General features: G+C 73.1%; 14 protein-coding genes. 11 read left to right on the top strand and 3 right to left on the bottom strand.

All coding sequences use genetic code 11. The features are described 5' to 3' along the window. The first annotated feature begins 27 nt into the window (after positions 1-27). Positions 28-600, top strand: coding sequence for a DUF305 domain-containing protein (locus AB0B97_RS30585; protein ID WP_357498567.1), 573 nt, complete (start codon positions 28-30; stop codon positions 598-600). A 9-nt stretch (positions 601-609) separates the two neighbouring features. On the opposite strand, the gene msrB is transcribed toward AB0B97_RS30585, so the two are convergent. Further along, positions 610-1,014: a peptide-methionine (R)-S-oxide reductase MsrB gene (gene msrB / locus AB0B97_RS30590; protein WP_234588985.1), complete on the bottom strand. Its 405-nt coding sequence runs from the start codon at positions 1,012-1,014 to the stop codon at positions 610-612. 47 nt (positions 1,015-1,061) lie between these two features. Between msrB and ligD the strand changes: the two genes are divergently transcribed. After that, positions 1,062-2,093 (top strand): non-homologous end-joining DNA ligase, encoded by a 1,032-nt coding sequence (gene ligD / locus AB0B97_RS30595; RefSeq protein ID WP_357498569.1) that lies wholly within the window; start codon positions 1,062-1,064, stop codon positions 2,091-2,093. 11 nt (positions 2,094-2,104) lie between these two features. On the opposite strand, the gene AB0B97_RS30600 is transcribed toward ligD, so the two are convergent. Further along, on the bottom strand, positions 2,105-2,410 hold the full coding sequence (locus tag AB0B97_RS30600; RefSeq protein ID WP_357498571.1) for a hypothetical protein: 306 nt from the start codon (positions 2,408-2,410) through the stop codon (positions 2,105-2,107). A gap of 67 nt (positions 2,411-2,477) precedes the next feature. On the opposite strand from AB0B97_RS30600, the gene AB0B97_RS30605 reads away from it, so the two are divergent. After that, entirely contained in the window at positions 2,478-2,666 is a 189-nt protein-coding gene (locus AB0B97_RS30605; RefSeq protein ID WP_357498573.1) for a hypothetical protein, read from the top strand. A gap of 68 nt (positions 2,667-2,734) precedes the next feature. Then, positions 2,735-3,985, top strand: coding sequence for a DUF222 domain-containing protein (locus AB0B97_RS30610; RefSeq protein ID WP_357498575.1), 1,251 nt, complete (start codon positions 2,735-2,737; stop codon positions 3,983-3,985). Between the two features lie 8 nt (positions 3,986-3,993). On the opposite strand, the gene AB0B97_RS30615 is transcribed toward AB0B97_RS30610, so the two are convergent. Next, the gene (locus AB0B97_RS30615) at positions 3,994-4,413 is read right to left on the bottom strand and encodes a barstar family protein (protein WP_357498577.1); all 420 of its coding nucleotides are present in this window, start codon (positions 4,411-4,413) and stop codon (positions 3,994-3,996) included. Positions 4,414-4,495: 82 nt separating this feature from the next. Between AB0B97_RS30615 and AB0B97_RS30620 the strand changes: the two genes are divergently transcribed. From AB0B97_RS30620 to AB0B97_RS30650, 7 genes are all read left to right on the top strand, one after another. Next, positions 4,496-4,975: a DUF2975 domain-containing protein gene (locus AB0B97_RS30620; RefSeq protein ID WP_357498579.1), complete on the top strand. Its 480-nt coding sequence runs from the start codon at positions 4,496-4,498 to the stop codon at positions 4,973-4,975. Then, positions 4,975-5,190 (top strand): helix-turn-helix transcriptional regulator, encoded by a 216-nt coding sequence (locus tag AB0B97_RS30625; RefSeq protein ID WP_007457017.1) that lies wholly within the window; start codon positions 4,975-4,977, stop codon positions 5,188-5,190. Before AB0B97_RS30620 ends, AB0B97_RS30625 begins: the two co-directional genes overlap by 1 nt. Next, positions 5,187-5,342, top strand: a complete 156-nt coding sequence (locus tag AB0B97_RS30630) for a hypothetical protein (protein ID WP_234588995.1) — start codon at positions 5,187-5,189, stop codon at positions 5,340-5,342. Before AB0B97_RS30625 ends, AB0B97_RS30630 begins: the two co-directional genes overlap by 4 nt. Before the next feature lie 108 nt (positions 5,343-5,450). Next, entirely contained in the window at positions 5,451-8,648 is a 3,198-nt protein-coding gene (locus AB0B97_RS30635; protein ID WP_357498582.1) for an ABC transporter permease, read from the top strand. Continuing rightward, positions 8,645-11,350, top strand: a complete 2,706-nt coding sequence (locus AB0B97_RS30640) for an FtsX-like permease family protein (protein WP_357498584.1) — start codon at positions 8,645-8,647, stop codon at positions 11,348-11,350. The genes AB0B97_RS30635 and AB0B97_RS30640 overlap by 4 nt, the downstream gene beginning before the upstream one ends. A gap of 1 nt (position 11,351) precedes the next feature. After that, complete coding sequence (locus AB0B97_RS30645; RefSeq protein ID WP_357498586.1) at positions 11,352-12,347, top strand: ABC transporter ATP-binding protein; 996 nt, start codon at positions 11,352-11,354, stop codon at positions 12,345-12,347. Between the two features lie 11 nt (positions 12,348-12,358). Further along, positions 12,359-13,084 (top strand): ABC transporter ATP-binding protein, encoded by a 726-nt coding sequence (locus tag AB0B97_RS30650; RefSeq protein WP_357498638.1) that lies wholly within the window; start codon positions 12,359-12,361, stop codon positions 13,082-13,084. The last annotated feature ends 439 nt before the right edge of the window (positions 13,085-13,523 follow it).

Genomic DNA, 13,523 nt, shown 5'->3' on the forward strand with positions numbered 1-13,523 from the left:
CGTCCCCGGATGATCGGAGCCCTCGGCATGCCCCGCGCAACCCTGCTGACCTGCCTGGTCGTCGCGTCGCTGCTCACCGCCTGCGCAGGGCCGTCGGAGCGCCCGCCAGCTTCCGCGGCCCCGGCCGCGTCGGCGGCGGTCGGGCCCGCGCCGGCCGGAGCTGAGCTGAGCGGCATCGACGTGGTGTTCCTGAGCACGATGGTCGGGCACACCGAACGCACGTTGCAGATCGTCCGGCTCGTCCGGGACCGGCTGCGCGACGACTCGCTGCGCACCCTGGCCGCCGCCATCGAGGCGACCGAGGCCGACGAGCTGTCGGCCATGCGCGGTTGGCTGCCCACGACCGGGCCGGGCGTGAGCGCGGCCGGGCACGACCACGCCGGGCACGGCGACGACACCGCGCTCGACCGGCTGCGGGCCGCGTCGGACGCCGACGTCGACCGGGTGCTGCGCGAGGTCCTCGCCGACCACCAGCGGGCCGCCGCCGACCTGGCCCGGGCCCAGGTCGGCGTCGGTCGCAACGAGCAGGTCCGCGACCTGGCCCGGCGGATCGACCAGTCCCGCAGCGCGGAGGTCGAACTTCTCAGGGGTACGCGCTGAACGCGCCCGTCAGCGCGGTTCCAGCCGGACCGAGATCGAGTTGACGCAGTGCCGGGTGTCCTTCGGGGTGAAGCCCTCGCCGTGGAACACGTGCCCGAGGTGGCTGTCGCAGCGGGCGCAGCGGATCTCCGTACGGGCCATGCCGAGGCTGCGGTCCTCGATCTCCTTGACCCGGCCCGGGATGGCGTCGTCGAAGCTCGGCCACCCGCAGTGCGAGTCGAACTTCGTGTCGCTGGAGAAGAGTTCGAGACCGCAGGCGCGACAGTGGTAGACCCCCTGGGTCTTGGTGTCCACGTACTCACCGACCCACGGGCGTTCGGTGCCGGCCTCCCGCAGGACGTGGAACTCCTCGGGGCTCAGGCGGACACGCCACTCGTCCTCGGTCTTGGGCAGGTTGTTGTCGTCAAGACTCACCAGTCAACGGTACGTCGAACGTCGGGGGCGTGGCATAAGGTCGCGGGATGGGTGGCACCAAGGCAGCGGTCGCCGAGGTCGAGGTGGCCGGGCGCAGCGTACGGCTGAGCAGTCCGGACCGCGTGATCTTCCCGCAGCGGGGGTTCACCAAGGCGGACGTCTTCCACTACTACCTGGCGGTCGGCGACGGCATCATGCGCGCCCTGCGGGACCGGCCCACCACGCTGCAACGCTTCCCCGAGGGCGTCGAGGGTGAGGCGTTCTTCCAGAAGCGGGTGCCCACCCGGGGCGTGCCGCCCTGGGTGACCACCGCCCAGATCACCTTCCCCAGCGGTCGCAGCGCGGCCGAACTCTGCCCGGCCGATCTGGCGCACGTGGCCTGGGCGGCACAGATGGGCACGATCGTCTTCCACCCGTGGCCGGTGCGCGCCGCCGACGTGGACCGCCCCGACGAGCTGCGCATCGACCTCGACCCGCAGCCCGGCACCGACTTCGCCGACGCGGCGCGGTCCGCCGGCGAGGTCCGTGCGCTCCTCGACGAGCTGGGCGCGACCGGCTGGCCGAAGACCTCCGGCGGCCGCGGCGTGCACGTCTACCTGCGCATCCAGCCCCGTTGGACGTTCACCGAGGTGCGTCGCGCCACGATCGCGCTGGCCCGGGAGGTGGAGCGCCGCAACCCCGACCTGGTGACCACCGCCTGGTGGAAGGAGGAGCGCGGCACCCGGGTCTTCGTCGACTACAACCAGATGGCCCGGGACCGGACGATCGCCTGCGCGTACTCGCTGCGGGCCAACGCCCGGGCGACCGTCTCCACCCCGGTCACCTGGGACGAGCTGCCCGACGTCGACCCGGACGACTTCGACCTGCGCAGCGTCCCGACCCGGCTCGCCGAGCAGGGCGACCCGCATGCCGGCATCGACGACGCCCCGTGGGACATCACGCCCCTGCTGGAGTGGGCCGAGCGCGACGCCGCGGCCGGCCAGGGCGATCTGCCGTACCCACCGGACCACCCGAAGATGCCCGGCGAACCCAAGCGCGTGCAGCCCAGCCGCGCCAAGCGCACCCCCGACGACGCCTGATCACCTCTGTTTCAGCTGGGTGGCGTTGCGGTCCACGCCAGGAACCTGGCGAACAGTTCCGCCGGGTCGGGCGCCGGATCGGGGTTGAGCCGGCACAGGTCCGCCGTGGCGTCGAACAACTGGCTGGCCATGTAGATCGACAAGGCCACCCGATCCGCCCGGTACTCGACTCGCAGCAACATCCGTGCGGCCGGGCACGGCCACGGGTCGCAGCAGACCCGACAGAGCCATAGTGGCCGGCGCGGTAGGTGCTGGTGCACGGGATGGAGGCTGCTCAGCGGGCCGTGGACGTGAGCGTCTGGGTTCGGCGTGGACATACCCTTTACGGTGACCGGGGCGTTGCCCCGAGTCAAGGAGCTAGGGCAACTGTTTAGCGTCCGCCCTATGGACCTGGTAGGTGCTGCGGAGATCCGGGTGATGCTCGGAGGCATCAGCAAGCAGCGGGTTTACGTGATCACCAGCCACCGCAACTTCCCAGAGCCGGTGGCAGACCTGGTGCAGGGCAAGGTCTGGCGGAAGTCGGACGTTGTGGCGTGGATCAGGCAGCACCGGCCGGAGTTGGCCGAAGACTGACGCGTGCGGAGGGGCCTGTCGATGTTCGGGCGGCCGAGAGTGTCGTACACGCGTTCTAAAATTCTCCTGTGATCGATGAGTTGGCGCGGGCGGAGAGTGCGGTGGCGGCCTGCGCCGACGCCGCCGCCTGGGCCCTCTCCGAGCATGACCTGATCGCGACGATCGATGCCACCCACCGGCTGCAACAGCGGCTGGCCGCGGTGCAGATGGCGGCGGTGCGCGAGCTGGACGGCCGGGGCGTCGCTGTCGGGCAGGGCGCGTCCTCGACTGCTGTGTGGCTGCGCCATCGCCTGCGCCTCGACGTTGCCGCGGCCCGTCGGCTGGTCGGGCTCGCTGCATCGCTCGACGTGGCGCCGCCCGGCGCGCGGGCCGCCCTGGCGGATGGGGTCGTCAGCGTCGAGCAGGCCCGGGTCATCGTCGACACCGCCGCCGCCGTGTCGGCCTCGGCGGGCGCCGAGGTCGTCGACAAGGCGGTCGGCGTGCTGGTGGAGTGGGCCGAGCAGTTCGAACCCACCCTGCTGCGCAAGATGGGCACTCGGATCCTCGACCACGTCGCCCCCGACCTCGCCGATGCTGCCGCCGCAGCGGCCTTGAAGGCCGAGGCCACCCGAGCCGCCCGCGACCGGCACGTCACCATCTCCGAGCAGGCCAGCGGCCGGCTGCGGCTCGCCGGCACGCTCGACGCGGAAGCCGCTGCCCTGCTGCGGGCCGCCATCGATCCTCTCTGCGCGCCCTCCGGGCCGGACGACAGCCGCAGCCCCGGGCAGCGCCGCCACGATGCCCTCGCCGACGTGTGCCGACTCGCCCTGCGTACCGGTGAGCTGCCCGAGCACGGCGGCGACCCCGCCCAGGTCGTCGTCACCATCAGTTACGACGGCCTGGCGCGGCAACTGCATGCCGGCGTCCTCGACATCGGCCCGCATCTCACCCCCGAGTCGGTGCGTCGGCTCGCCTGCGATGCCGCCATCCTGCCTGCCGTGCTGGGCGGCGCCGGCCAGGTTCTCGACGTGGGCCGACAACGGCGTCTCATCTCCGGTCCGCTGCGTCGAGCCCTGGTCCTTCGGGACGGCGGCTGCACGTTCCCAGGCTGTGACCGACCACCCCGCTGGTGCGCCGCCCACCACATCCGCCACTGGGTCGACGGTGGCACGACCAGCCTCGACAACGCCGTTCTGCTGTGCGGCCACCACCACCGCCACATCCACCAGAGCGACTGGGCCGTCCGCCTCGGCGGCGACGGCCACCCCGAATTCGTGCCGCCGGCCTGGCTCGACCCGGAGCAGCTGCCGCGCCGCAACCACTACCACCGGCGAACGTAGGCGACCGTTCAGAGCAGTTCGAGGATGATGCCGTTCTCGGATTCCTCGCCGCGCGGGCCGTGGTCGCGGATGATCTCGACGATCATGTCGAACAGCGTCTGCCCCTGGCCGCGTCGCGCGCTACGGAGCCTGGCCTCGACGTCGGCGCGGTTCGACGGGTGGCAGGTTCGCAGGATCTGCTCCAGCCAGCGGACCGTCGCGTCCTGACCGAGTGCCGCCCGCGACACGTCGGAGTTGAGCCACCTGAGCACCCACGGTGTCTCGGGGGTGCCGAAGCCTCCGTGCAGGATGTCGTTGAAGGCGTCGAGGTTTCCGTTCCACGTCGCGTCCGGCAGCAGCCGCGAGAACTCGCGTACGAAGCCGGCGAAGTCGACGAACGAGGCGCCGTCGATGCTCAGCACGGGGAGAGCGTCGCTCTGGTTGGTCACGGTCCAAGTATGCGAGTCCCCGGCGGATTACGTTGACGCCGTACCGATTGACTTTCGATAGGTAACGAGCGAAACTCGATGCATGGCTGTTGAACGTCGAGCGGTAGCCGCTCTCAGAGTCTTTCTCGTGGTGCTGTTCGTGGTTCTGGTCGGCTTTCAGAGCTTCTCGTTGCCGGGGCAGTTCGCGCACATGGCCCAGGAGTCGCCGGAGCACGCGTACCTCCGGTGGCCGCTGACCGCCGTGACGGTGTTCTGGGTGCTGTGCGTCCAGGTGGTGATCGTCTGCACCTGGAAGTTGCTCAGCCTGGTCAAGGACGACCGCATCTTCACCGAGGCGTCCCTGAAGTGGGTCGACCTGATCGTGTGGGCCATCGGCGCGGGGTGGGTGGTGCTGGTGGGGGTCTTCCTCTACGTCGGCTTCAACGCGGACGACCCGGGCGGCCCGATCCTGCTGTTCCTGTTGACGATGGGCGTCACGGTGCTCGGGCTCCTCATGGTCGTGATGCGCGCGCTGCTGCGGCAGGCCACGACGCTGCGGACCGACATGGAAGCGGTGATCTGATGCCCATCATCGTCCGCATCGACGTCGAGTTGGCCAAGCGCAAGATGAGCGTCGGCGAGTTCGCCGAGCGCGTCGGGCTCACCCCGGCGAACGTGGCGGTCCTGAAGAACGGCCGCGCCAAGGCCGTCCGCTTCAGCACCCTGGAAGCGATGTGCCGAGTGCTCGACTGTCAGCCCGGAGACCTGCTCGAGTGGGTCGAGGAGGAAACCCCATGAGGTACGTCATCGCCGTTCTCGTCGTCGCCCTCGGCGTCGCCGCCGTCGTGTACGGAGGAGCCGACGACTCGCCGGGCCTCCAGCTCATCGGCGCCCTGCTCGTCGTGGGCGCGGTGCTGTTCGCGGTACGGACGGCCCGGCGCGGAACGTGACCACGCCTGCCGTACTCGTAATAACGATCATGTAACGGGCGCGAACCTTTCCCCGTAGGTGACCTGTCTTGAAGGTCGTCGGCCCGCCAGGGCCAGGGGAGGCGTCGGATGAAGCTGGTGTGGAGGCGGGCCCGCGAGGCGCGGGGTCTGCTGGTTGCCGCGGTGATCGCCGCCCTGGTGGCCGTAGCGTTGGTCACCGGTCTGTCCGACTACAACCGCCGGGCGGTGGACGCCGGGCAGCGGGCGCTGGTCGCCGCGTCGCCGGCCGAGGAACGCGGCCTGCTCATCAGCGGCGCCGGCGGCCGTGACGCCGCCGAGTTCGCCACCCGCGACCAGGCGGCACGTGCCCAGTTCGCCGACGGGCTCGCCGGGGTCCCGGTCACCGTCGCCGGGGCCCAGTACGGCACCGGCCGGGAGTTGACCGGCGACCTCGGCTCGGTGCCGCGCACAGGCGACGAGCCGATCTTCGCGAACCTGGCCACCCTCGACGACCTGGCCGCGCACGCCGAACTGGCCAGCGGAGCGTGGCCGCGTCCCGGAGCGAAACCCGTCCAGGTGAGCCTGCCGGAACGGGTCGCCACGACACTCGGCCTCACCACCGGCGAGCGGATCCCGCTGCGCGACCGCTCCACCGAGAAGGCCAGCGAGGTGGTGCTCGCCGGGACCTGGCGGCCCCGCGACCCGGCCGAGGCGTACTGGCTGCTGGCCCCCGGCGTGGGTGTGGGCAGCGCCGGGTCGGCCACCTCGTACGGGCCGTTCGCGCTGGACCCGGCCGACTTCGTGACCGCCTTCCCGGGCTCGGTGACGGCGTCCTGGCTGGCCGAACCGGACCTCGGCGGCGTCGACGCCGGTGACCTGCCCGCGGTGCGGGCCGCCGTGAACGCGGCCTCGACGGCGGTGCCGGAGGCCGCCCAACTGGGCAGCTCGGCGCAGTCCCTGACGAAGATGGACCAACTGCTCGACCGGATCGCCCGCGCCGACCTGGTGGGACGCTCCGCGCTGGCCACTCCGCTGCTGCTCATCCTGGTGCTCGGCGGGTACGCGCTGGTGCTGGTCGCCGCCCTGCTGCACGAGGACCGCCGTCCACAGACCGCACTGCTGCGCGCCCGGGGCGCTGCCCGGCGCCAACTCGCGGGCCTGGCCGCTCGGGAAGCGACCCTCGTGGTGGCGCCGGCCGCCCTGCTCGGGCCGGTGCTCGCCGGGGAGGCGCTGCGGTTCGTCCGGCCCGGCGGGGCGGCGGAACTGTCCGCCTCCGGCGGCAACGCCACCCTGGTCTGGGCAGTTGCCGCGGCGACCGCCGCCGGATGCCTGGTGGCCATGGTCGCGCCGACGCTGCGCGGGGCCGGCACGTACGTGGCCGACATGGCCGCCCGGTCCCGGCCGAACCGGTCGGCGAGCATCCAGCGGGCCAGCGTCGACCTGGTGCTTGTCGCACTCGCCGTGCTCGCCTGGGTGCAACTGCGCCGGTACGCCTCACCGCTGGCCGGCTCGAACGGCCGTCTCGGGCTCGACCCGCTGCTGGTGGCCGCCCCGACCCTCGGTGTGCTGGCCGGGGCCGTGCTGGCGCTGCGGGTGCTCCCGCCGCTGACCCGGTTCGCCGAGCGGTTCGTTGACCGGCGGCCGTGGACGGCCACCATGTTCGGCATGTGGCAGGCCGGCAGGCGTCCGCACGCCGGGCCCGTGCTGCTGCTCGCCCTCGCCGTCGGCGGGAGCACCCTGGCCTGGTCACTGGTCAGCACGGGCGAGCGGTCCCAGGTCGAGCAGGCCGGCCACACGGTCGGCGCCGACCTGCGGGTCACCGAGCGGGCCGGCTCCGCCCCGCCGTCCCGGGCCGGTCAGCTCGCCGCGCTGCCGGGCGTGCACCGGGCGGTGCCGGCGTGGCGCGACGAGGTACGGGTCGGCCGCGGGGACCTTCCCGTGACCGTGATCGGGTTCGACCCGGCCAGCGCGGCCGGTGTCGTCCGGCTCGCCGACCGGCTCAGCGACGAGCCGGTGTCGACGCAGTACCAACGGATGGTCGCCGCGCGTGGCGCCCCCGCCGGCGTCGAACTGCCCGTCGGCACCCGTGCGATCACCGGCACGGCTCGCACCCCCGTCGGCCAGGCCGTCCGGCCACAGCAGATCGCGGTGGCGCTGCTGGTCACCAGCAGCGACGGGCTCGCCTTCCGGCTGCCGGCGGTCAGCGCCACCAGCGACGGACGGCCTGCGCCGTTCACCGTGCAGTTGCCCGACGTGGGCCCGGCGCGGCTGCGGCTCGCCGGCTTCGAGGCCGACGGCGGGGCGGCGGCCGGGAACTCGTACCAGCTCCAGGTGGAGGGGCTGACGCTCGTCGGCGCGGACGGCACCACCCGACCCGCCGAACTGACCGGGCAATGGAACACGACGACCGGCCGCCAGGACGGCAACCAGGCGCCCGCCGTCGCACGGTCCACCGCGTCGGGCGTCGCCGCGAGCTTCCCGGTGGAGGTGATCCCCGGCGGGCAGTTCGCCTACCAACCGCCCACCCGGTTCGCCATCGTGCCCGCCGGAGACATCGCACCCGTTCCGGTGCTGATGACCCCCGGGGTACGCGACGCGTTGAGCCTGCGCACCGGCGACACCTTCACCCTGACCCTCTCCGGCGCGTCCGTGCCGGCCCGACTGCTCGGCGAACTGGACTCCGTGCCGACCACCACCGGCGAGGGCGTGCTGCTCGACCTGCCCACGGCGGTCGACGCGCTGATCCGCTCCGGCGGGACCATCCGGCCGGTGCCGGAGTGGTGGATCGGCGCCGACGACCCGGCCGCCGCGGCCCGCGCCACAGGTGAGTTGACGGGGGTCACAGTCCTCGACCGGCGAGCCGTGATCGAGGCCGCCGCCGACGACCCGTACTGGCGTGGGTCGCGTACGGGGATGCTCGCCGCGGCGCTCGGGGCGGTGCTGCTCGCCCTGGTCGGTCTCATGGTCGACGTGTGGGCCACGGCCCGGCGTCGACTGGGCGAGTTCGCGGTGCTGCACACCCTCGGCGCCACACCCCGGCTGCTGGCCCGGGCGTTGCTGGCCGAACAGACCTTCCTGGCCGGCATCGGCGTCGGGGTCGGGCTGCTGCTCGGCGCCACCGTCGGGGCCACCATGGCTCCACTGGTCATCCTCACCCCGGCCGCCGGCCGGCCGGTGCCCCCGGCGGCCTTCGCGCTGCCCTGGGTGCCCATCGGCCTGACCGCGGTCGGCCTGCTGCTGGCGGCGCTCGCCTTCAGCGCGTTCATCGCCGCCGGCATCCGTCAGCGGGTGGCGGCGGTGCAGCTGCGAATCGGGGGAGAACGATGAGCGTCGGCGCGGCCGCCCGCCGGGTCCGGGCGTACGGCGGGCAGTTCCTGCTTCTGGCAGTGCTGACCCTGGTGGTCACTCTGCTGGTCAGCGGAGTGCCCCGACTCGTCAACCGGCTCGCGGAACAGGGGCTGCGGGCGCAGCTCACCAATGAGCCCGCCGCCCGCCGGGACCTCTCGTACACGTCGAACTCCGCCATTCCCACGACGAAGACGGCGATGGCGGAGTCGCAGGAGAAATTCGACGGCCTGCTCGCGGCGATGCCGCCGCAGGTGCGCTCGGCCGTCACCGAGTCGTGGCACCGGGTGGACCTCCCCCCGACCCGCCTGGTCGGGCCGGACCTCGCGGCCCGCAAACTGCTTGTCGACCTGGGTCTGCGGGCCATGCCCGGGATTCAGGACGCCGGCGTCCTCGTCGAGGGCACCTGGCCCAGTGAGACGTACGTTCCGGACCGGCCGATCGAGGTCGCGCTGGACGTCGACGTGGCCCGCAAGCTCAACCTGCGCGCCGGCAGCCGGCTGCGCATCGGCACCGTCGATCTCGCGGGTACCTTCGGCGACCCGAAACCGGTGGTGGTGTCCGGGCTGTTCCGGCCCATCGACCGCGCGGACGGGATGTGGGACGGACTGCCGCAGCTGCTGCGAATCATTGAACCGCAAGGCGACGGCCAGCCGTTCACCATCACCGGCGTGATCGCCCAGTCCGCCATGAACAAGCGAGCCACGGAGGGCTGGCCGATCCAGTCCGAGTGGCGGTACCGACTGGGCGTCGACCGGATCGACGCACGCGGTCTGGACGAGATGATCGGCGGCCTGCAGGAGATGCAGCGCAACGTTCCGCCGGGCTTCGCGTTGACCATCGGCGTCGACGTTCCGCTGCGGGCGTTCGCCGCCCAGCTGAACGCCGCCCGTACCCTGCTCGCCGTCATCGGCGCCGGCGTGCTGGCCACCCTGGCCGGTCTGATCGTGCTCGCGGCCATCCTGGCCACCCGTCGGCGCCGCTCGGAGTTCGCGTTGATCCGGGCCCGTGGTGGCGCCGCCACCGCAGGCGCCCGTCGCAGTCTGGCCGAGTCACTGCTGGTGGTGCCGGTCGCCGCAGTGGCCGGCTGGTTGCTCGGCACCCTGTTCCCCGGCGCTCCGGATCCGACCGCCCGGTACGCCGCGGCGGCGACCGTGCTGGTCACCCTGGCGCTGCCGCTGGCGACACTGGCCGTGCAGGGTGGCGGTGCCGCTCGCCGGGACCTGGTCCGGGTGCGCCCGTCGGCCCGCCGGCTCACCGTCGAGGTCTCCCTGCTGCTGCTGGCCGGGCTCGCCGCGGTGCTGCTGCGCCGACGCGGGCTCACCCTCGGCGAGGTGGACCCGCTGCTGGTGTCCGTGCCGGTGCTGCTCGCGGTCGCCGCGGCGGTGCTCGCGCTGCGCGCGTACCCGTGGCCGTTGCGGTTGGTCAGCCGGCTGGCCGCGCGGACGCGCGGCAGCGTGACATTCCTCGGCACCGCGCGGGCCGGGCGATCCGCCGTCGCCGCGCCACTGGTCGTCGTGGTGCTGGCGATCGGCACCGCGGCGTTCTGCGCGGTGGTCGCCGCAGGCGTCGACGCCAGCCGCGACCGGGCCGTGGAGCGGACCGTTCCGGCCGACGCGGTGATCCGGGGGGAACGCTTCGCCCCGGACACGGTCGAGGCGTTGGCCGGTCTGCCCGGCGTGCAGGCCGCCACCCCGGTCCTGATCGAGCCGGACGAGCGGCTGGCCACCGACGAGGTGGGCACCGACGCGCGGGTCGGACAGACGACGGTGCTGCTGGTCGACGGCCCCGGACTGGCCCGGGTGGCCGGCGACGCGGAGGTCGACGTGACGGTCCCTGACGCGTTGCGCTCCGCCCGGGCCGAACCGGGACCGCTGCCCGCGATCGTGTCCCCGGCCGTCGCCGCCGACCTGTCGCGGGCGGGCCTGGACCGCTCGGCGTTCGTGTCGGTGCAGGGGCAGCGGTACGAGTTCCGGGTCGCCGGCGCGCAGGACAGCTTCCCGCTGTTGGCGCAGAGCACCAGCCGGTTTGTCATCCTGCCCTGGCAGGCGCTGCCGCCGCGGAACACCACGCCCGTGCCGACCAGCCTGCTCGTCGCCGGGGACCGGCTCGATGTGGAGGCGCTCCGGCAGGCCGGTGACCAGGGCCAGCTGCGCTACCAGCAGCAGGGTGCGGTCACCGGCCGGGAACGGCCGCTCGGAGTCACCGTCGACACCCGAGCGGCCGTACGACGGGACCTCGGTGACGGTGGCGCGAACGGCGTGCTGGCCTTCGGGTTCGTGGCGGGCGCCGCCGGCGGCACCGTGCTCGGACTGCTGGCCATCGCGTTCACCGTGCTGGCCGGCGCGCGGGCCCGGGGGCAGGTGCTGTCCCGGCTGCGCACCCTCGGCCTGTCCCGCCGGCAGTGGCGGGGGCTGCTGCTGGTCGAGCTGGCACCGCTGGTCGGCGTGTCGGTGCTGACCGGCGCGCTGGTCGGCGCGGTGCTCCCGCTGGTGCTCAATCCGGTGCTCGGCCTGTCCGCGTTCACCGGCGGAGTGCCGGTCCGGGTGGCGTTCGAACCCGGCCTGGTCGTCGCGGTGTTCGCACTCGGGGCGGTCGCCCTCGGCTTCGCGGTCGCCGTCGAGGCCCTGAACAACCGCCGGCTGCGCCTCGGTGAGGTGCTCCGGCTCGGAGAGGAGAGCTGAGATGACCGTTACCGAACAGACGTCACTGGTGCCCGACCTGGCCGCCCTGCAACAGAGGGCCGCGCAACGCGCTGCCGAGCGGGCCGGCGGGCAGGACCGACTGCGCGGACACATCGTCTGCGACGGTCTGGTGCGCATCTTCAAGACCGAGGGGGTGGAGGTCGTCGCCCTGCAGGGTCTGGACCTGGTCATCGACCGGGGTGAGCTGGTGGCGATCGTCGGCGCGTCCGGCTCGGGCAAGTCGACCCTGCTCAACATTCTCTCCGGTCTGGACACGCCGACCGCCGGCATCGCCCGGGTGGCCGACTACGACCTGCTCTCGCTGTCGGCCAAGCGGCGGCTGAGCTACCGGCGCGAGCTGGTCGGGTTCGTCTGGCAGCAGACGGGTCGCAACCTGCTGCCGTACCTGACCGCGCTGGAGAATGTCGAGTTGCCGATGCAGTTGGCCGGCAAGCGGGGCGCCAGGGCCCGCCGGGAACGGGCCCGGGAGCTGCTCGACATGGTCGGCGTGGGCTACTGCGCGGACCGCCGGCCGGGCCAGCTCAGCGGCGGCGAGCAGCAGCGGTGCGCGGTGGCGGTGGCCGTGGCCAACGACCCGGAGGTGCTCTTCGCCGACGAGCCGACCGGTGAACTGGACGAGGCCACCGGCGCGGAGGTCTTCGCGGCGCTGCGCACCATCAACGCCGAACTGGGCGTGACCATCGTCGTCGTCACCCACGACCACGCCGTGGCCACCCAGGTCCGCCGGACCGTCGCGATCCGCGACGGCCGAACCGCCTCCGAGGTACGCCGGACCGCGCGCGTCGGCGCGGACGGCAACACCGAACTGGTCAGCGAGGAGTACGCGGTGCTGGACCGCAACGGCCGGATGCAGCTGCCGGCCGCGTTCGTCGACGCGCTGTCGCTGAAAGAGCGGGTCCGGCTCGATCTGGAGCCCGACCACGTGCAGGTACGGCCCGGTGACCGGGCCTCGGACGAGCGGGAGGCACGGGCGTGAGCCCTCAGGACATGGTGGTGGCCGGAACGGCCGGGTTCAGCGGCAGCTCCGCAACGCCAGCGGACGAGGTGGTGCGGGTCAGCGGCGTGAGCCGGACCTTCGGTCGCGGTGAGCACGCCGTGCAGGCGGTACGCGATGTCTCGTTCAGCGCCAACCGCGGTGAGCTGGTCGCCATCCGGGGTCGCTCCGGCGCTGGCAAGACCACGTTGCTCAACATCATCGGCGGACTGGACCGGCCGGACAGCGGTCAGGTCATGGTGGCCGGGCACGACGTGACCTCGGCCGGGGAGGCCGAGCTGCTGCGGCTGCGCCGGGGCACCGTCGGTTTCGTCTTCCAGACCTTCGGGCTGGTGCCGATCCTCTCCGCCGCCGAGAACGTGGGCGTGCCGTTGCGGCTGGCGCAGGTGCCGGCCGCGGAGCGGGAGCAGCGCGTGGCGGTGCTGCTGGAGCTGGTGGGGTTGGGCGGGCACGCGGCGCAGCGCCCGTACGAGCTGTCCGGCGGGCAGCAGCAGCGCGTGGCGGTCGCCCGCGCGCTCGCCAACGAGCCGGACCTGCTCATCGCCGACGAACCCACTGGACAGCTGGACTCGGAGACCGGCCGCTCCATCATGGACCTGCTGCGCGCGGTGGTGCACGCCCGTGGCATGACGGCCCTGGTGGCCACCCACGATCCGGCCCTGATCGACCTCGCGGACCGGGTGCTCGTCCTGCGCGACGGCCGCCTGGTCGACGGCTGACCGCCGCCCTCGGCCGTGGTCCTGGTCCGTGGTCCGTGTGTCCTGGTCGGTGGTCGGTGGTCGGTGATCGGCGGTCGGCGGTCCGTGGTCTTCGGTCGGTGGGCGGTGATCTGCGGTCTGCGGTCAGCGGTCTGCGGTCAGCGGTCACAGGCTGCGGGGCGCGGGCGGCGCGGGCTTGGTCAGAGCCAACCGGCTGTGGTCTGTTCGCATCCTGTCGAGCTGCCCCAGATATGGACCATCCGGCCGACGCGGCCGGGTATCGGGGTGAGCGCGCTGGCCGTTCGAGCTGCCCCGGATGTGGACCGTCGGGCCGGCGTGGCTGGGTATCGGGGTCGGCGCGTCGGCCGTTCGAGCTGCCCCGGATGTGGACCGTCGGGCCGGCGTGGCTGGGTATCGGGGTCGGCGCGTCGGCCGTTCGAGCTGCCCCGGATGTGGACAC

This window comes from Micromonospora sp. NPDC049004 (assembly GCF_040649315.1).
GTDB lineage: Bacteria > Actinomycetota > Actinomycetes > Mycobacteriales > Micromonosporaceae > Micromonospora.

Excerpts from the sequence above, each read along its gene's own strand:
- AB0B97_RS30585 (WP_357498567.1), top strand. The coding sequence starts at position 28 with ATGCCCCGCGCAACCCTGCTGACCTGCCTGGTCGTCGCGTCGCTGCTC.
- ligD (WP_357498569.1), top strand. The coding sequence starts at position 1,062 with ATGGGTGGCACCAAGGCAGCGGTCGCCGAGGTCGAGGTGGCCGGGCGC.
- AB0B97_RS30600 (WP_357498571.1), bottom strand. The coding sequence starts at position 2,410 with ATGTCCACGCCGAACCCAGACGCTCACGTCCACGGCCCGCTGAGCAGC.
- AB0B97_RS30605 (WP_357498573.1), top strand. The coding sequence starts at position 2,478 with ATGGACCTGGTAGGTGCTGCGGAGATCCGGGTGATGCTCGGAGGCATC.
- AB0B97_RS30620 (WP_357498579.1), top strand. The coding sequence starts at position 4,496 with ATGGCTGTTGAACGTCGAGCGGTAGCCGCTCTCAGAGTCTTTCTCGTG.
- AB0B97_RS30625 (WP_007457017.1), top strand. The coding sequence starts at position 4,975 with ATGCCCATCATCGTCCGCATCGACGTCGAGTTGGCCAAGCGCAAGATG.
- AB0B97_RS30630 (WP_234588995.1), top strand. The coding sequence starts at position 5,187 with ATGAGGTACGTCATCGCCGTTCTCGTCGTCGCCCTCGGCGTCGCCGCC.
- AB0B97_RS30635 (WP_357498582.1), top strand. The coding sequence starts at position 5,451 with ATGAAGCTGGTGTGGAGGCGGGCCCGCGAGGCGCGGGGTCTGCTGGTT.
- AB0B97_RS30640 (WP_357498584.1), top strand. The coding sequence starts at position 8,645 with ATGAGCGTCGGCGCGGCCGCCCGCCGGGTCCGGGCGTACGGCGGGCAG.
- AB0B97_RS30645 (WP_357498586.1), top strand. The coding sequence starts at position 11,352 with ATGACCGTTACCGAACAGACGTCACTGGTGCCCGACCTGGCCGCCCTG.
- AB0B97_RS30650 (WP_357498638.1), top strand. The coding sequence starts at position 12,359 with ATGGTGGTGGCCGGAACGGCCGGGTTCAGCGGCAGCTCCGCAACGCCA.